We start from the raw sequence: 18,128 nt of genomic DNA, 5'->3' as shown, positions 1-18,128 counted from the left end.
ACCCGGGGAAATACGCTTCGACCGCCGACAATCCGCGCGCGACAGCGCAGACCCGAAACGCGCAGCTGCCGGACCGATCGCCTCATCGGGTTTGCTGTGACGCCGGCCTCCGGACGGCATCACAGATGGCCATGGTCACAGTGCGCCCGCGCGTTCGCGCGACCGATCTCGATAAGACGTGGCAGCCGTGCCGCCGATACCACGCGCCGGGATGACGGTGGGCACCCCAGCCGTCACACCGGCACCGCATTAGGGCGGGTGCGAGTTTGCGCGATACAAATAAAGCCGCATGGGGCGATACTGGGCCGAACGGGCCCGGTCGCCCCTGCGTCCGGCCAGCGCGCCATGATCGATCGCCCGGCACCGAGGAGCCCATGAACGAGCGCGACGAATTCCTGCGGGACCGTCTGCAGCCCGCCCGGCCCAGCACCCCCTCCGGTCCCCCTCCGAACGCTCAGCGAGGCGCACCGTCCGCAGCAGTTCCCCCGCCGCCGCGACGACCCGCCCCGCCGCCGTCGTATCCGCCACCGCCACCGCCGTCGCGGCCACCCGCCCCGCCGCCACCTCCCCGTCAGCCGCCGGTGGTGCAGCCGCGCCAGCAGCTCGCTCCCCCGCCCCCGGCGCGTCCCGCCGCTCCACCCGCGCAGCAGGCTTCCCCTCCCACGCCGGTCATCCCGGCACCCGACGCCGCGCTGGTGCCGGCCGGCGGGCCCGAACTGCCTGTCACCGGCTGGCGACGCATCCTGCGGCTGCTCACCTTTGGCCTCGTCAAGCTGGGTCCGTCGCCAGCACAACTCGAAGAATTCCAATTCGAGGCCACCATTCGCACCGCCTTTCGCGGCAAGCACAAGGTCGGGGTCGTGGGTAAGGGCGGTGTCGGAAAGACTTCCGTCGCCGCCAGTGTCGGGTCGCTGTTCGCCGAACTTCGTCGCGGGCAAGACCACGTGGTGGCGATCGACGCCGATACCGCTTTCGGCCGGTTGAGCAGCCGGATCGATCCGCAGTCGACGAGTTCGTTCTGGGAATTGACCGCGGACAAGAACCTCGAGACCTTCGCCGATGTCGCCGGGCGAGTGGGCCGTAACGCGGTGGGCCTGCATGTGCTCGCCGGCGAACCGGCGTCCGGTCCCCGCCGGGTCCTCGATCCCGCGATCTACCGAGAGGCCGCGTCGCGGCTGGATCGCCATTTCACGATCTCGGTCATCGACTGCGGCTCGACGATGGATTCACCCGTCACCCAGGAAGTGCTGCGCGACCTGGATGCGCTGATCGTGGTGTCCTCGCCGTGGGCCGACGGGGCATCCGCGGCTGCCCGGACCATGGAATGGCTGTCGGATCAGGGCATGACGGAGTTGCTGCACAACACGATCGTGGTGCTCAACGACTCCGACGGGCACGCCGACAAACGCACCCGGGCCCTGCTGGCACGGGAGTTCGTCGACCACGGACAGCCGGTGGTCGAGGTCCCCTACGACCCTCACCTGCGCCCCGGCGGCGTCATCGACGTGATGCACGAGATGGGCCGCCCCACCCGGCGCAAGTTGCTACAAGCCACCGCGCTGATCGCCGGGTTCTTCGGGACGAGCCCCGACCGTGCGAGCTGACCCGTCACGCCTCAGCCGGCCGCGACACGCGCCGACGGGTCGGCAATCGCCTCGATCTTGCTGACGAGCGGGCCGCGAATGGTCAGCACGACGGCGGCGAAAAGCCGGCGCTCGGCGAACGCGAGCACCACCGGTTGCCCGGCGGGACCACTGACCAGGGTGACGCCCGGACCCAGATAGCGCATCAGGTTGGTGGCCACGGCATGCGGGCCATGGTTGATCTGCGGCGGCGGCGCCGGGTCGGCCAGGACGGTGCCCACACCCCAGACCGTTGGGTCCAGCACAGCGGTCAGCGCGGCGATGTCGCCGTTGGCGCAGGCGGTGATGAATTTCTCGGTGACCAGCTGGTGCTCGGCGGGTGCTACCTCACTCGACTTAGGCTGTGCCGCAGTGAATTTCGAGCGTGCACGCCGCGCCAGTTGACGGCAGGTGCCGACCGGGCGTCCCACTGTTTCGGCGATCGTCTCGAACGGGACACCGAACACGTCGTGCAGCACGAACGCGACCCGTTCACCCGGGCTGAGCCGTTGCAGGACCTCCATCAACGCGGTACGGACCTCGTCGTCGAGGGTGACCCGATCCGCCGGATCCAGGCTCCGCGACTCGACGACCTCGGCGCCGGGGTCGCCATGGCCGGGATCGCTCAACCGCTCGTAGCGCGTGCGCGCCGAGCGGACCTGGTCGAGGCAGAGCCGGCTCGTGACGACGGTGAGCCAGCCGCGGACGTCGTCGACCTCCTCGGGCCCGGTCCGCGACAACCGCAGAAAGGCTTCTTGCGCAACATCTTCGGCGTCTCCGACGTCACCGAGTATTTGATACCCCAGATTGACCAAATAGGGGCGGTGACGACGCCAAGCATCGGCAAGCTGGTCCGTTGGCGGTTGCGACTGGTTCATGAAACATCGACGATCTGGTACCGGAAAAAGTTACGTGTACCGACTGTAACTTTCCCGCCTCCGCGCCCGTCGTTGATGAAGATCTTCGACTTCAGGAGGAACACCATGACCATCGTCGTAACCGGAGCGACCGGCAATGTCGGACGACCCCTCGTTGCCGAGCTCGTCGCCGCGGGCGCACGGGTGCGCGCCATCACCCGCACCCCGAATCGCGCCGCGTTTCCCGCCCCCGTCGAGGTGCTCGACTCGGTGGGCGACGCGCTGCCGGGAGCATCGGCGGTTTTCTTGAACTCGCGCGCACTCGGCGAAAGTCTCGCCGGCGTCGTGGCCCAATGCCGTCGCGCCGGAGTCACCAAACTGGTTGCGCTGTCGGCGATCAACGCCGATGACGACTTCTCGCGGCAGCCATCGCGCTTTCGCGGCGACCGCAACCTCGAGGTCGAGCAGCTGGCCGTCGACTCGGGCCTGGCATGGGTGAGCCTGCGGCCCACGGTCTTCGCGACGAACTTCGCCGGGATGTGGGCCGCACAGATTCGCGCCGGCGATGTGGTGGCCGGTCCGTATGCCGCGGCCTCGACCGCTCCGATCGTCGAGAGCGACATCGCGGCGGTCGCGGCGCGGGCACTCCTGGGCGAAGAGCTGGTCGGTCAACGGGTTCCGTTGACCGGTCCTCACGCGCTGACCAACGTGGAGCTGGTGGGGATCATCGGCACGGTGCTGGGGCGCCAGCTGCAGTACCGCGAAATTCCGGTGGAGGCGGTGCGGCAACGCTTCATCGATTTGGGTTTCGGAGCCGAGTTCGGCGACGCGTATACGGCCATGTTGGCCGAAACGCTGGACCGTCCGGCACTCGTCACGCACGACGCGGAGAAGATCCTCGGCCGGGCACCACAGTCCTTCGCGCAGTGGGTGTCCGAGCACCAAGACCTGTACACGAGCTAGCTCCCAAACAAGGAGATTCCGACATGTCCGAACCACAGCCGCCGCGCTACCTCAAGCCGATGAACAAGGTGATGATGGCGGTGCAGAAACTGGGGATACCGACCGGCCCGGCCATGGTGCTGACCGTGCCGGGCCGCAAGTCCGGCCAACCGCGCAGTACCCCGATGACACCGTTTGAATTCCAGGGCGGCCTCTACGTTGTCGCGGGCTACCCGGGCGCGGACTGGGCGGCGAACGCCCGCGCCGCGGGCACCGGCACCCTGTCCCGGGGCCGACGATCGCGGCAGGTCCGGATCGTCGAACTGACGGCCGAACAGGCGCGTCCGGTGCTCCGCGAGTTTCCGAAGAGGGTGCCGGTCGGGGTGTCGTTCGCCAAACGTTCGGGAATGGTGCGCGACGGGACGTCCGACGAATTCGAAGCGTTGGCGGGGCGGCTCTGCGTCTTTCGCTTCGACCCGGCCGTTTCGCCGTAGCGTCCCGAAACGCAAGACAGCGCGAGAACCGTGGCTGGTTCTCGCGCTGTCTGTTCGCCGGCCCGGACTATCCGAGTGGGGCGCTCCAAAGATGGAGCCGCTCAAGTGTTTCCACTTCGGTCCCGGACGTTGTTCAACTGCGGACGCCTCAGGAAGCCGGAGTTAGGCCGATTTGGCCGTCTCGCGCACCGGGTATCCGTTGCGCTCGGCCAGCGACCGCAATTGGTTCAGGGCAAAGGCGCGCGGGCGGCCCGACTCGGGAATCACGACACCGGCCCACAGGCCCTCGGCGCCCGATGACTCGACAGCATCGCGGGCACACAGCCACCGGCGGGGGCAAGCCCGGCACAGGGCCTTGGCCTCGGCATCGGGAGCGGTCGTCCAGCGGTCCGGGTCCTGAGTGCAGGCGCCCAACGGGATGTTGTACAGAGTTGTTGCGGTCATCGCTACGTTCCTCCAGAAAGCGTTGCAGTTCTGCGTCCTATGACTCGAAAGGGTATAGCACTAACCGTCGCGATGCAACAGTTTGGCGCTGTGGTTTCGTTTCGGGCCGGTGTGCAGGCGCTACGGCCATATCTCACGCGCCGCATGCTGCGCCTCGCTGAACTGGTGGGAAACGACGGCAAAACGGTGCCCCAATGGTGGAGCCGAGCAGGTCATACGCTAAAAAGCTGCGCCATCGCGGGCGTCGTCGGGCGGGCCCGGCCCCGAACTGTAGCGGTGATGCGGTTACCCGTGGTTACCCCGCGGCGCCGTATGCACGCCTGTTTCGTAACAACTTGACGCTGAACTGTAGCGGCGCGATAGAATTTGACGGGTGCAGCAGTTAGACTCCTGTGGCGGACACCCGCCGCCAGGCAAATAGTGAGCGAGGAATCACCGACGATGTCCAGCGCCGCCTCAACCACCCAACCAGCTCTGCTGGTGGTGCACAGCGGCGACACATCGCACGCGATCGAGCCCGACCGCGGTGTGGTGACCATCGGCCGCGAACCTCAGGCCGGCGTACAGATCGATGATCCACAGATCTCCCAGGAACACCTGCGGGCCGAAGCCGCCAATGGCGAGTGGCGCATCGTCGACAGCAGCCCGAGCGGCATGTTCGTCGACGGACTGCGACAGACCTCCGTGACGATCACCGACAAGACGATCGTCCGGTTCGGGGACCCCACCGCGGGGAAAGTCCTGACGTTTGAAGTCGTCAGGCCGCCGAGATCCGTTGACCAACAAGGGGTTAACGATTCCGATGAGCAGGGGGACAACATCGCGCCAATCGATCTGGATCCGGGCGTGGTTCGCGCCGGAGCCGCCGCTGCCGCCCGCCGTCGCGAACTCGACATCAGCCAGCGCAGCCTCGCGTCGGACGGGATCATCAACGCCGGCGCGCTGATTGCTTTCGAAAAGGGCCGCAGTTGGCCGCGCGAACGGACCCGAGCGAAGCTCGAGGAAGTCCTGCAGTGGCCTGCCGGAACCATCGATCGGATCCGCCATGGAGAACCGGTCGCGGCGGATGACACCGCCTCGCAAGCCACGCCGGCCGACGGTCCGGCGACGGTCGACCAGCCCGAGGCTCACGGCGCGGCGTCGCTGATCGCTCAGGCGGTCGTCGCCGCCGTGGACGGGTGCAGTCTGGCCATCTCGGCGCTGCCACCGGCCGAGGACCCCGAGTTCACCGAGCGCTCGGCGCCCATCCTCGCCGATCTGCGGCAGCTCGAGGCGATCGCCGTGCGAGCCACCAGGATCAGCCAAATAACCCCGGAATTGATAAAGGCGCTGAGTGCGGTTCGCCGGCACCGCGACGAATTGATGACGCTCGGAGCGAACGCTCCGGATGCCCCGCTGGCGCAGCGCTTGTACGCGGCCCGGCGCCGGGCTAACCTCTCGACGCTGGAAATTGCGCAAGCCGCCGGCGTCGACGAAGAAATGATTGTGCGCGCCGAGGACGAGGAGCCTTTGCCCGCGCATGTAACGGCCGCGATCGAGACTTTGATCGGCCACATCGACTGATTTCCGTGGGTCGCCGGCGGCGCCAATTCTAATTGTTCGCTTTTCGGCAACCTTGCCGCAATGTTTACCGTGGCGGCCGATCGCCGGGTGGTGGAAGCTGTTGCCTAGCCGAAAAATTCGTGCACTGGACCCGCTCTGAGCGCTGTTAGGCTCGTTCTACCGTGCACAGGATCGGTGCACAGGATCTGCGAGCTTGAAGGGAAACACCGACGTGGCTTGGCTTAACGGTGCAACGGATTTAGCGACGTGTGTGAAAAGTTTTGGATCTGGCGTTACCGCTGCCTCGGCTGGGGACTGGGCCAACCTTGGTGCGAGCGCCGCCACGATCCTCGGTAAAGGGATGATCTACGCCGGCAAGCAGAATGCGGTTCTGGCAAAGGCATTGAAAGAAAGCGGAACAAAAGTCCTGCCGACACCGACGGCCATTGTCGATGCCGCTGCGCTGGCCGTGACAATCGTGGACTTGCTCAACGGATTCGGATCCCCCAACTCGGGTTCGGCCGTATCGACTGCCGCGGACAAACTCAACCTGTTCCTCAAAGACTTGGACCCCGGCGCCATTCCGGATCCGCGGGACTGGAGTGGCGCCGCGGCGACGGCCTACATCAACCAGGTCAACACGCTCAAGGGTTTCGTCGACACGTTCAAGACGTACGACCAGACGCTGAAGGGCTACCTGAGCAAGCAGGCCGGCGAGGTCAAGCAGGCCCACCTGTGCTGCACGGTGAACGTAGCCGTGCTGACCGCCGCCGCCGGTATCGCCCTGGCCCTCTACCTGATCCCGGTCGCGGGGCCGGGTATATCGCAGGCGTGGCAGATCGTCGCCGCCTTCGCGTGCTGTGCGGCAGTCTTCGTCGTCGAGATGCTGACCCTGTCCAGCTCGATGAGCATCTCCAACCAGTGCGCGAGCTTGGGTCAGCAATACGTGCAGCTCGGCAAGGATGTGGGCACGCAGCTGGCGGGCACCTTCGACAAGATCGACGGCAAGGTTGCGGCGGTCAGCTCGTCGCAGTTGTCCGGCTTCCGCGCCGTCTCCGACGGCCTGACGGACTACACCTTCGCGTCCGCCGGGAAGTCGGTCAACAAGCTGGCCGCCGAAGCGGGCGACAAGGTGGCGCCGGAGCAGAAGGCGCTGCTGCAGTCCTCGAGCGACAAGGCCGCCGCCGCGAAGACGTCGGACACCAAGACGGACACCCCGGCCAAGGGCGACAAGACGACTCCGGCACCCGCGGCGTTCACGCCGCCCAGCCTGGCGCAGATCGGGCAGGCGTCGCAGGGGCTCAGCACGGTCGGCCAGACGTTCGGCCAGGGCATGCAACAAATCCAGTCGCTGGCCCAGTCCGCGAAGGGCGCCGCTCCGGCGGCAGCCGCCGCCCCGGCCGCGGCTCAGGACGTCAGCGACGTCAAGGACGACGAGGACAAGAAGAAGGAAGACGACGCCAAGCGGGACGCAGAAGCCGGTGCCGCCGCCGGTAAAGACGGTGGCACCGAGCGTGCACCCGTCGATGCCGCGGCACCTGCTGCGGCACCGGCCGCCGCACCGGCAGCAGCCGGCCGCGAACGCGTCCTTTGATAGCACTCGCGCGTCAAAAGCGCAGCGGGCCAACGCCATAGCGCGAAATCGAACGTTAAGGAGACCAACCAATGGCAAATCTACTCGTCTCACCAGCGATCCTCGAGACGCTGGCGACCAAACAGGAAGCCGCGCAGAAGGATGCCCAGGCGGGGGCGGATGCCCTGAACGGCACCGGAAGCAACTGCTGGCTTAACCACGGCGTGATCAGCGGGTGCTCCAACGGTGCCTTCGACACCATCGAGGGCATTCGCAGGACCGCGGGCAAGGCCCTGGGAGACGCCAGCCTCTTGATGGCCGCGAAGCTGCGCACGGCCAAGTCAGCGTATGAGGGTGTCGACAGCGAGCTGGCCGGCAACCTCAACAAGCAACTGCTCGACAAATAATGACATCCGGTCCCCTCGCCGCCGGCCGCGCCGGTCTGGTTGACGACGTAGTCGGCGTCGAGGTGACTATCGACGGCATGCTGGTGCTCGCCGACCGGTTACACCTGATCGAATTCCCTGCGGCCCTGGGGATCCGGCAGAACATCCCGCAAGACGACCTACGCAAGCTTGTCTGGGACCAGGTGGAGAAGGACCTGACCCAGCAAGGGGTGCTGAACGAATTGGGCCAGCCCCACCCGACCGTGGCGGCCATCATCGACACGCTCAGCAGGCCCGACCGGACCCTGGAAGGCCGGTGGTGGCGCCGCGATATCGGCGACGGCGTGATGGTGCGTTTTGCGGTGTGCCGCAAGGGCGATCGTCATGTCATCGCCGCTCGGCACGGCGAGCTGATCGCTCTGCAACTGGTGGCGGCGCAGGTGGGTCTGGCGGGCATGGTGACCGCCGTGCTGGGCCCGGCAACGCCGGCCAACGTCGAACCGCTGACCGGTGTAGCAAGCGAACTGGCCGAATGCACTACGGCGGCACACCTGGCCAACCTCGGTATCGCGCCGGCCACCGCCCGCGTCTACGCCGAGATCGTCGGCAACCCGGATAGCTGGGTGGAGATCATCGCCAGCGAGCGTCACTCCGGCGGCACCTGCACCCACACCGACGTCGCTGCGGGCGTCCTCGACTCACCGCTGGGCCGACTGGTGTCGCTGCCCCGCCGCGTGCACGGCGAGCTGTACGGAAGTTTTCTGCCTGGTTCCCAAGAAAATCTGCAACGGACACTAGACGGACTGCTGGAATTCCTCCCCGCGCGCACCTGGCTCGATCACACTTCAGATGACGAGTCCGCGCACACCGACCACACTCATGCCTCGTACCGAGGCTGATCTCTGCCGCTACCAATGAAAGATGGATCCCATGTCCCAGCATGATGAGCACGACGATCTCTCCGCCTTGGACTTCTCCTCGTATCAGTCCGGATCCGACGACGGCCACGATGACGGGGATGCCCTGGACTTCTCCGCCGCCCACGACAGCAGCGAGGAGGCGGGCGCCGACGCCTTGGACGCGTACGCGCCGACCGAGCCCGAAGAGGCCGACACCGAGCTGGAGGCCATCGCCGCGACGACCGAGCCCTCCGACGACGACGAGGACGAAGAGGACGGCGTCCAGCAGTTCACCGTGACCAACCCTCCCGAGACGGTGTCGGTGTCGGCACTCATCGACGGCCGCACCCAGCGGGTCACGCTGTCGCCGAACGCGACGAACCTGACCGAGGACGAGCTCGCCGACGAGATCGTCGTGCTGGCCGAGTTGGCCCGGCAAAAGGGGCTGGCCGGGCAGCGCACCTACGTCATGGACAGTGCCGCCGACAACGCAGGGCTGCAACAACTCGCCGACATGGGCTTGGACAGCACCCAGTTGCTGCGTGACTTCGTGGATACCGGCATGCGGTTGCCGACGGAGGAACAGGCTGAGACGGCACAGGCCGAAGTCTTCGCCGTGCGCTACACCGCCGATAAATGAGCGAGCACCTGGCCGGCCTGTTCGAAAGCGCGGTCGGCATGCTGCCGGTCTCGGAGTCGCGGGCGCTTGACCTGTTCACCGAGATCACGAACTACGACGAGACCGCATGCGACGCATGGGTCGGCCGTATCCGGTGCGGCGACAACGACCGGGTGACATTGTTCCGGGCCTGGTACTCGCGCAAGAACTTCGGGCAGCTGTCGGGGTCTGCCCAGGTCTCGATGAACGCCCTGGGTGCCCGGGTTCCGATCGGCGGCCTGTACGGCGACATCACGTATCCGGTCAATTCGCCGCTGGCGATCACGATCGGTTTCGCGGTGAACGAAGCATCGGCGGGTAACTACGCGGATGCGCTCGAAGCGGTCGAAGCCAGCCCGACCTCCGGTGCCGAGCACCTGTTGTCGTGGACCAAGGCGGTGGTCTACGGGGAAGGGCAGCGCTGGACCGAGGTCATCGACGAAGTCCGAGCCGCCGGCAAGTGGCCCGACGCGTTTCTGGCTGCTGCCGCCGGCGTCGCACATGGGGTCGCGGCCGCCAATCTCGGTTTGTTCACCGAAGCCGAGCGCCGCCTGACCGAGGCGAACTCGTCCCCCGCGGGCGAGGCCTGCGCGCAGGCCATTGCCTGGTATCTGGCGATGACCCGCCGCGGCCAGGGCAACGAAGAGGCCGCGGTGGCTCTGCTGGAATGGCTGCAGACGACCCACCCGAGCCCCAAAGTTACTGCGGCACTGAAAGATCCGTCTTACCGCCTGGCGACCACCAGCGCCGAGCAGATCGCGGCCCGAACAGATCCCTGGGATGCGGGAAGTGTCGTGGCCGACACCTCGGGGCGGGAAAAGCTACTCGCTGAGGCGGAGACGGAGCTACGCCGGCAGATCGGGCTGACTCGCGTCAAGGATCAGGTCGAGCGCTACCGCGCCGCGACCCAGATGGCCAAAGTTCGTGCCGCGCGCGGCATGAAGGTCGCGCAGGCGAGCAAGCACATGATCTTCACCGGGCCCCCCGGTACCGGTAAGACGACCATCGCTCGCGTGGTGGCCAACATCCTGGCGGGTTTGGGCGTCATCCAGGAGCCCAAACTCATCGAGACGGCACGCAAGGATTTCGTCGCCGAATACGAAGGACAGTCCGCAGTCAAGTCCGCGAAGACGATCGACCGCGCCCTGGGCGGTGTGCTGTTCATCGACGAGGCCTACACGCTCGTTCAGGAACGCGAGGGTCGGTCGGACCCCTTCGGTCAAGAGGCGCTGGACACGCTGCTGGCCCGGATGGAAAACGACCGGGACCGTCTTGTGGTGATTATTGCCGGTTACAGCAACGACATCGATAGACTTCTGGAGACCAACGAAGGACTGCGGTCACGGTTCGCCACCCGTATCGAATTCGACTCCTACTCCCCCGAGGAGATTCTCGAAATCGCGAAAGTCATTGCGAAGAACAACGACTCGGAGCTCAGCGTGGAGGCGGCCGAGAACCTGCTGGAAGCGGCGAAGCTACTGAGCCAGCGGACGGTACGCGGCAAAGCCGCCCTCGACATCGCCGGCAACGGACGCTATGCGCGCCAGATGGTGGAGGCCGCGGAGCAATACCGTGACATGCGCCTGACTCAAGCGGTCGACTTCGAGGAACTCGACGCGGACTTCCTGCGTGAGATCAACGGCGAAGACATGGCCGAAGCGGTGGCGTCGGTGCACGCCCGGCTGGCCATCACCGAGTAGCGCATGGCGGGGTTTCGGCTCACCACCAAGGTCCAGGTCAGTGGCTGGCGCTTCCTGCTGCGGCGGTTGGAGCATGCCATTGTTCGCCGGGACACCCGGATGTTCGACGACCCGCTGTCCTTCTACGGGCGGGCGGCGGCGCTGGGCATTGTCATCTCGGTGCTGATCCTGGTGGGCGCCCTGGCGATGGCGTACTTCAAGCCGCAGGGCAAGCTCGGCGGCGGCAACTTGTTCGTCGACCGCTCCACCAACCAGCTGTACCTGATGGTGTCCGGGCAGTTGCACCCCGTCTACAACCTGACATCGGCACGCCTGGTACTGGGCAATCCCGCCGAGCCCACCGTCGTGAAAGCCACTGAGCTGGGCAAGTTCCCCAGGGGTCAGACGGTCGGCATCCCCGGCGCTCCTTACGCCACGCCGGTGTCGTCGGACTCGGCCTCGGTGTGGGCACTGTGCGACACCGTCACCAAGGCCGAGACCATCAATCCGACCGTCCAGACGTCGGTGATCGCGATGCCGCTGTCGCTGGACTCTTCGGTGGATGCCCTGCAGCCCAACGAGGCGCTGCTGGCCTACTACCAGGGCAAGGACTGGATCATCACCTCGACCGGCCGGCACGCCACCGACCTGGCGGACCGCACTCTCACCTCGGCGGTGGGCATACCCGTGAACGCCAAACCCAGCCCACTGTCCACCGCCGTGTTCAATGCGCTGCCCGACGGTGGATCCTGGCAGCTGACCCCGATCCCGGACGACGGCGCGCCCAATACCCTTGGGCTGCCTGACTTTCTGGTGATCGGTTCGGTGTTCCAGATCCATGCGCAGTCGGGGCCGCAATATTTCGTGGTGTTGCCCGACGGCGTCGCGCCCATCAACGCCAACACCGCGGTGGCGCTGCGCGCCGCCCAGTCGCACGGGCTGGTCGAGCCCCCGTCGGTGGTTTCGAGCCTGGTGGTCAGAATCCCCGAACGTGTGTACAACTCACCGCTGCCCGACCAGTCGATCAAGATCGTCAACCGGCCGAACGAACCGGTGCTGTGCTGGACGTGGGAACGCAAGCCCGGCGAGCAGAATCCCCGGACGGCGGTGGTGACCGGTCGGCATCTGCCGGTGCCGACATCGGTGATGGGCCAGGGCATCAAGCAGATCCAGGGCCCGGCAACGGTTTACATCGACGGCGGCAAGTATTTGCAGCTGCAGTCCCCGGATCCCCGGTACGGCGAATCGTTGTATTACGTCGACCCGCAGGGCGTGCGGTACGGGATATCCGACCCGAAGGCGGCCGCCTCGCTGGGCCTGCAGTCGCCAAAGCCCGCGCCATGGGAGATCATTCGTTTACTGGTCGACGGTCCGGTGCTGTCCAAAGAAGCTGCGCTGCTGGAGCACGACACGCTGCCCGCCGACCCGAGCCCGCGAAAGTTACCTGCAGCGCCCGGAGCTGGTTGATGTCGACACGGAAGTTCACCCCATCGGTAACCCGCGGCCCCCGCTTGACGCCGGGCGAGATCGCCGTCGTCCCGCCTGAGGACCTCGGTGTCGACGTCCCGCCCAGCTTTGTCCAGCGGGTCATGCCCTATGTGATGGGTGTGTGCATGCTCGGCATGATCAGCATCATGGTGTTCACCGGCACCAAGGCGCTGTCTCCGTACATGATGATGACGCCGCTGATGATGATCATGATGTCGTTGAGCATGGTGGGCGCCGGCGGAGGCGGCGGTGGCAAGAAGGTGCCCGAGATCAACGCCGACCGTAAGGAGTACCTGCGGTATCTGGCGGGACTTCGCCCCCGGGTGACGTCGTCTGCCACCGCGCAGGTCGCCTTCTTCAGCTATCACGCACCCCACCCCGACGATCTGCTGTCGATCATCGGCACACCCCGGCAGTGGTCGCGCCCGGCCAGCGCCGACTTCTACGCGGCCACCCGCATCGGAATCGGTGACCAGCCGGCGGTCGACCGGCTGATGAAACCCTCGGTCGGCGGCGAGCTGGCGGGCCCGACCGCGGCACCGCAGCCATACCTGGAGCCGGTCGCCAACATGTGGGCGGTCAAGTTCTTGCGCACCCACGGCCTGATCCATGATTGCCCAAAACTGCTGCAGCTCAGGACATTTCCGACCATCGCCATCGGTGGCGACCCGGCCGGTGCGGCCGGATTGCTCACCGCCATGATTTGTCACCTGGCGGTGTTCCATCCGCCGGACCTGCTGGCCATCCGGGTGCTCACCGAAACGCCGGACGATCCGGAATGGTCCTGGCTGAAATGGCTTCCGCACGTGCAGCATCCGACCGACACCGATGCGGCCGGACCGGTCCGGATGATCTCCGCCCACCCGGAAAGCCTCTCCGATCTCGCGGCCCGCGGCCCACACTCACCGGACTCGACGCCGGGCGGACCTTACGTCGTCGTCGTGGATCTCACCGGCGGCAAGGCGGGAGTCCCGCCGGACGGCAGGGCCGGCGTCACGGTCTTCACGCTGGGCAACCATCGCGGCTCGAATTATCGGATCAGGGTGGCCGCGGACGGGACTGCCGACGACCGCCTGCCCGGCCAGCAGTTCCGCCAGGTGACGGCCAGCACCGACCATATGTCGGCGCCGCAGGCGTCGCGCATCGCCAGAAAGCTGGCCGGGTGGTCGATCACCGGGACCATCATCGACAAGAAGGCCAGCACCGGGGGCACCAAGAAGAAGGTGGCGACCGAGTTCTACCAGCTGGTGGGCGCGAAGAGCGTCGAGGACATCACACCGGCGCGTTGGAAGATGTTCGCGGACAAGGATCTTGATCGCCTCAAGATCCCATTCGGTCACCAGCTCAAGACCGGCGAAATCATGACGCTGGACATCAAGGAGGGTGCCGAATTCGGGGGCGGGCCGCACGGCATGCTGATCGGAACCACCGGGTCGGGAAAGTCCGAGTTCCTGCGCACCCTCATCCTGTCGCTGGTATCGATAACTCACCCCGACCAGGTGAACCTGTTGCTCACCGACTTCAAGGGTGGCTCGACATTCCTGGGCATGGAAAACCTTCCGCATACGGCGGCGGTGATCACCAACATGGCCGAGGAAGCCGAGCTCGTCGGCCGGATGGGTGAGGTGTTGACCGGCGAGCTGGACCGGCGCCAGAATTTGCTGCGCCAGGCCGGGATCCAGGTCGGTGCGACCGGGGCGCTGTCCGGTGTGGCCGAATACGAGAAGTACCGGGAGCGCGGCGCCGACCTGAAGCCGCTGCCAACGCTTTTCGTCGTCGTTGACGAGTTCGCCGAGTTGCTGCAAAGTCACCCGGACTTTGTCGGGCTGTTCGACCGGATCTGCCGAGTGGGCCGTTCACTGCGGGTGCATCTGCTGCTCGCCACCCAGTCGCTACAGACCGGTGGGGCGCGCATCGACAAATTGGAGCCCAACCTCACCTACCGGATCGCGCTGCGCACAACCAGCTCTCATGAATCCAAGTCGGTGATCGGCACGCCCGAGGCGCAGTACATCACCAACAAGGAAAGCGGCGTCGGGTTCTTGCGGGTCGGCATGGAAGACCCGGTCAAGTTCAGCACGCTGTACACCGGTGCCACCTACGTTCCGCCGGTGCACACCGAGACCAACGGCGAGGCCGAAAAAGTCGACGGCGCCCGACCCGGGCCCCGGGGTATGCAAATTCGGCAATTCACCGCGGCTCCGATTCTCGAAGACCTCGAAGATGCGAAACCACCGGCCGCTCACGAGGGAGTGCCGGCATGAGCACTGAGGCGAAAGGGAAACCGCTGAGCGAGGTGATCCTGGACCAACTCAGCACCGTCGAGTCGCGGGCATACAAGATGTGGTTGCCGCCGTTGACCCATCCCACCGCTGTCGATGAACTCGTCAAGCGCGCCGAGCTACGGCCGTTGTACTTCCCGCTGGGAATCATGGACGAGCCGCGTCGGCACCTCCAAGAGCCTTGGGGCGTCGACGTTTCCGGCGGTGGCGGCAACATCGGCATCGGCGGTGCGCCGCAGACCGGGAAGTCCACGCTGTTGCTGACCCTGATTCTGTCGGCCGCCGTCACCCATACACCGCGACAGGTCCAGTTTTACTGCATCGACCTCGGTGGTGGCGGGTTGATGTATCTGGACAATCTGCCGCATGTCGGTGGGGTGGCCACTCGGTCGGAACCCGATCGCGTGATGCGCGTGATCGCCGAGGTGCAAGCTGTTCTGCGGCAACGAGAAGCCACCTTCAAGGAGCACCGGGTGGGCTCGATCGCGAGCTACCGCGAATTGCGCGCGGATCCCAGCCAACCCGTGGCCGCCGATCCGTTCGGCGATGTGTTTCTGGTCATCGACGGATGGCCGGCGTTCGTCGCTGAATTCCCCGACCTCGAGGCGAACGTCCAGACCCTGGCCGCGCAGGGCCTGTCGTTCGGCATCCACACCATCATCACCACGCCGCGGTGGACGGAATTGAAGTCACGGGTGCGCGACTACCTCGGCACCAAGATCGAGTTCCGGCTCGGTGATGTCAACGACACCCAGCTGGACCGCGCCACCCGGGATATTCCGGCGAACCGCCCTGGCCGGGGCATGTCGGTCGAGAAGCATCACCTGATGATGGGTGCGCCCCGACTCGACGGCGTCAACAGCACTGACGGCCTGGTCGAGGCACTCACGGTCGCGGTAAACCACATCGCGTCCCACACCACCGAGGAAGCACCCCGGGTCAGGGTGCTGCCCGAGCGCATCCATCTTTACGAACTGGATCCGGAACCACCCGGGCCGGAGTCCGACTACCGCACTCGCTGGACGATTCCGGTCGGCATCCGTGAGACGGACCTGACGCCGGCCTACGCGCACCTATACGCGGCGAACCACATCTTGATCTTCGGTGCGGCCAAGTCGGGCAAGACAACCATTGCTCACGCCATTGCCCGTGCCATCTGTGCCCGCAACAGTCCAGACCAAGTGCGCTTCATGTTGGCCGACTACCGGTCCGGACTACTGGACGCGGTGCCCGAAAGCCACCTACTCGCCGCGGGCGCCATCAACCGCAACGCTCAGTCGCTGGACGAGTCGATCAAAGCGCTCGCGATTAACCTACAAAAGCGGTTACCGCCGGCCGACCTGACCGCATCGCAGTTGCGGTCACGGTCGTGGTGGACAGGATTCGATCTTGTGCTTTTGGTCGACGATTGGCACATGATCGTCGGCGCTTCCGGAGGGATGCCTCCAATGATGCCGTTGGCTCCATTGTTACCGGCCGCTTCGGATATCGGATTGCACATCATCGTTACCTGCCAAATGAGCCATGCGTATAAGTCGACCATGGACAAGTTCGTTGGCGCCGCCTATGGTGCGGGGTCTCCGACGCTGCTGCTGTCCGGCGACAAGGCAGACTTCCCCTCAAGGGAGTTTCAGGTCAAGCGCCGGCCCCCTGGCCAGGGAATTCTCGTGACGCCCGACGGCAAGGACGTCATCCAGGCCGCCTACATCGACCCTCCAGAAGAAGTGCACTGACCACCTGGAGCAGGCGGTTAGGATTATCCCAACGCTCATTACAGGAGCCGGAACCGAAACGCGATAAACCGCGCCGGGGACTGCATTGTGCGATTAAGATTTTCACTGCGACAGAATGGTTTGCGTTTACTCGGAATTTGATATTCGTTCACGTGAAATTCGAGGAGGGCCGACCAAAATGCGCCCGACCCCGCATTGTTCGAACGAGCGAAACTTTCGCGTAACGGCAGACCCCGAGAACTAACGCACCACATACCTCGTACCAAGGGAGACCGAGCATGCTGTGGCACGCTATGCCACCGGAGCTGAACACCGCACGGCTGATGGCCGGCGCGGGTCCTTCGCCGATGCTCCAGGCCGCCGCGGGTTGGGAGGCGCTGGCCTCCAGCCTGGAGGCCGAGGCCGCCGAATTGGCCGCGAGCATGACCGCTCTGTCGGGAGCGTGGACCGGAACCGGCAGCGAGCGCGCGACGGCCGCGGCCGCGCGGATGGTCACGTGGTTGCAGACCGCCGCGGCGGCCGCGCAGAAGCGCGGCATGCAGGCCGCGGCACAGGCCGCCGCCTACGTGAAGGCGTTGGGAATAACGCCGTCGCTGCCGGAGATCGCGACGAACCACATCACCCACACCGTCCTGACCGCGACCAACTTTTTCGGCATCAACACGATGCCGATTGGATTCAACGAGGCGGACTATTTCGTCCGGATGTGGAACCAGGCCGGCGGCGCGATGGATGTCTATGCCGCCGAAACCGCCGCCAACACCGTCTTCGAGCCGCTTCCCGAGATGTCACCGATCCTCGCACCGGGCATGGACGCGGCTGCCGAAGCTGAGGCCCAGGCCGGGGCAGCGGGGCTGCTGAGCACGCTGTCCGACGAAGCCTCCGACCCCGGTAGCTTGGGTTCCTCGACCCTGCTCCAGGCGGCCAAGGACGCCGCCGGCGACGACGACCTGACCCCCACACCCTCTGGGGTGAACCAGGTTTCGCAGTTGATGAATGGGCTGGGGCAGCTGAGCGGACCGATGCAGCAGCTCATGCAACCGCTGCAGCAACTGACATCGATGGCCGGTCAATCCGGCGGCATGGGCAGTTCAACCTTGGGCGACCTGACCATGGGTGGCGGCAAAGTAGGCGGCGAGCTCGGTAAGGGTGGCGCGCAGATGGGTCTGATCGGGGCACCGCCGTTGTCGTCGCATCCGCTGCTGGGCGGCTCGGGCCCGAGCGTCGGCATGGGGCTGATGCACGCGGAGCAGCTTCCGGGCTCCGGCCTGAGCGGTCCCCGCACGTCAATGATGAGCCAGTTGCTGGACAAGCCCGGTGCAGTCGTCGCGCCTGCCGGCGCGGGCACCGGCTCGTCGGCGGGTACCGGCGCCGCGCCGCTCGGTGCGGGTGCCGGCGCGCAATCCGGCGCTGGTTCCAAGGCCGGAATGGCGGCCCCGGTGGCGCTTGCGCGCGAAGAGGAAGAAGGCACCAACCTCCACTACGACGAGCTGCATGGCATCGACGACGGAGACGACTGGTGAGCATCC

The 18,128-nt window shown here is 66.0% G+C and carries 15 protein-coding genes; 13 read left to right on the top strand and 2 right to left on the bottom strand.

The annotated features are described in order from the left end of the window. The first annotated feature begins 374 nt into the window (after positions 1-374). Positions 375-1,604: a MinD/ParA family protein gene (locus tag AAHS21_RS19030; RefSeq protein ID WP_342929131.1), complete on the top strand. Its 1,230-nt coding sequence runs from the start codon at positions 375-377 to the stop codon at positions 1,602-1,604. Positions 1,605-1,615: 11 nt separating this feature from the next. On the opposite strand, the gene sigI is transcribed toward AAHS21_RS19030, so the two are convergent. Continuing rightward, positions 1,616-2,500 (bottom strand): RNA polymerase sigma factor SigI, encoded by an 885-nt coding sequence (gene sigI, locus AAHS21_RS19025; RefSeq protein WP_342929130.1) that lies wholly within the window; start codon positions 2,498-2,500, stop codon positions 1,616-1,618. A 105-nt stretch (positions 2,501-2,605) separates the two neighbouring features. Here sigI and AAHS21_RS19020 point away from each other — a divergent pair, with 105 nt between their 5' ends. Together AAHS21_RS19020 and AAHS21_RS19015 are read left to right on the top strand one after the other, a co-directional pair. Then, positions 2,606-3,442, top strand: a complete 837-nt coding sequence (locus AAHS21_RS19020; RefSeq protein ID WP_342929129.1) for an NAD(P)H-binding protein — start codon at positions 2,606-2,608, stop codon at positions 3,440-3,442. A gap of 23 nt (positions 3,443-3,465) precedes the next feature. Further along, entirely contained in the window at positions 3,466-3,915 is a 450-nt protein-coding gene (locus AAHS21_RS19015) for a nitroreductase family deazaflavin-dependent oxidoreductase (protein ID WP_342929128.1), read from the top strand. A gap of 162 nt (positions 3,916-4,077) precedes the next feature. On the opposite strand, the gene AAHS21_RS19010 is transcribed toward AAHS21_RS19015, so the two are convergent. Continuing rightward, positions 4,078-4,359 (bottom strand): WhiB family transcriptional regulator, encoded by a 282-nt coding sequence (locus AAHS21_RS19010; protein WP_342929127.1) that lies wholly within the window; start codon positions 4,357-4,359, stop codon positions 4,078-4,080. A gap of 441 nt (positions 4,360-4,800) precedes the next feature. Here AAHS21_RS19010 and AAHS21_RS19005 point away from each other — a divergent pair, with 441 nt between their 5' ends. The 10 genes from AAHS21_RS19005 to AAHS21_RS18960 all read left to right on the top strand — a co-directional run bounded on the left by AAHS21_RS19005 (position 4,801) and on the right by AAHS21_RS18960 (position 18,122). Then, a complete protein-coding gene (locus AAHS21_RS19005; RefSeq protein WP_342929126.1) occupies positions 4,801-5,922 on the top strand; it encodes an FHA domain-containing protein in 1,122 nt (373 codons plus the stop codon). A gap of 340 nt (positions 5,923-6,262) precedes the next feature. Continuing rightward, the gene (locus AAHS21_RS19000) at positions 6,263-7,495 is read left to right on the top strand and encodes an EspA/EspE family type VII secretion system effector (RefSeq protein ID WP_342929125.1); all 1,233 of its coding nucleotides are present in this window, start codon (positions 6,263-6,265) and stop codon (positions 7,493-7,495) included. 71 nt (positions 7,496-7,566) lie between these two features. Further along, entirely contained in the window at positions 7,567-7,881 is a 315-nt protein-coding gene (locus AAHS21_RS18995) for an ESX-1 secretion-associated protein (RefSeq protein ID WP_342929124.1), read from the top strand. Beyond that, positions 7,881-8,759, top strand: coding sequence for an ESX secretion-associated protein EspG (locus tag AAHS21_RS18990; RefSeq protein ID WP_342929123.1), 879 nt, complete (start codon positions 7,881-7,883; stop codon positions 8,757-8,759). The genes AAHS21_RS18995 and AAHS21_RS18990 overlap by 1 nt, the downstream gene beginning before the upstream one ends. 31 nt (positions 8,760-8,790) lie before the next feature. Next, a complete protein-coding gene (locus tag AAHS21_RS18985) occupies positions 8,791-9,399 on the top strand; it encodes a hypothetical protein (RefSeq protein ID WP_342929122.1) in 609 nt (202 codons plus the stop codon). After that, positions 9,396-11,117, top strand: coding sequence for a type VII secretion AAA-ATPase EccA (eccA, locus tag AAHS21_RS18980; protein ID WP_342929121.1), 1,722 nt, complete (start codon positions 9,396-9,398; stop codon positions 11,115-11,117). Before AAHS21_RS18985 ends, eccA begins: the two co-directional genes overlap by 4 nt. A gap of 3 nt (positions 11,118-11,120) precedes the next feature. Continuing rightward, positions 11,121-12,563, top strand: coding sequence for a type VII secretion protein EccB (gene eccB / locus AAHS21_RS18975; protein ID WP_342929120.1), 1,443 nt, complete (start codon positions 11,121-11,123; stop codon positions 12,561-12,563). Beyond that, positions 12,563-14,848, top strand: coding sequence for a type VII secretion protein EccCa (gene eccCa / locus AAHS21_RS18970; RefSeq protein ID WP_342929119.1), 2,286 nt, complete (start codon positions 12,563-12,565; stop codon positions 14,846-14,848). Before eccB ends, eccCa begins: the two co-directional genes overlap by 1 nt. Further along, positions 14,845-16,599, top strand: a complete 1,755-nt coding sequence (gene eccCb, locus AAHS21_RS18965; RefSeq protein WP_342929118.1) for a type VII secretion protein EccCb — start codon at positions 14,845-14,847, stop codon at positions 16,597-16,599. Before eccCa ends, eccCb begins: the two co-directional genes overlap by 4 nt. 278 nt (positions 16,600-16,877) lie before the next feature. Next, positions 16,878-18,122 (top strand): PPE family protein, encoded by a 1,245-nt coding sequence (locus AAHS21_RS18960; RefSeq protein WP_342929117.1) that lies wholly within the window; start codon positions 16,878-16,880, stop codon positions 18,120-18,122. Positions 18,123-18,128 lie beyond the last annotated feature (6 nt).

The organism is Mycobacterium sp. 050272, from assembly GCF_039023525.1.
GTDB lineage: Bacteria > Actinomycetota > Actinomycetes > Mycobacteriales > Mycobacteriaceae > Mycobacterium.
This window is presented reverse-complemented; position numbering and strand designations above follow the sequence as displayed.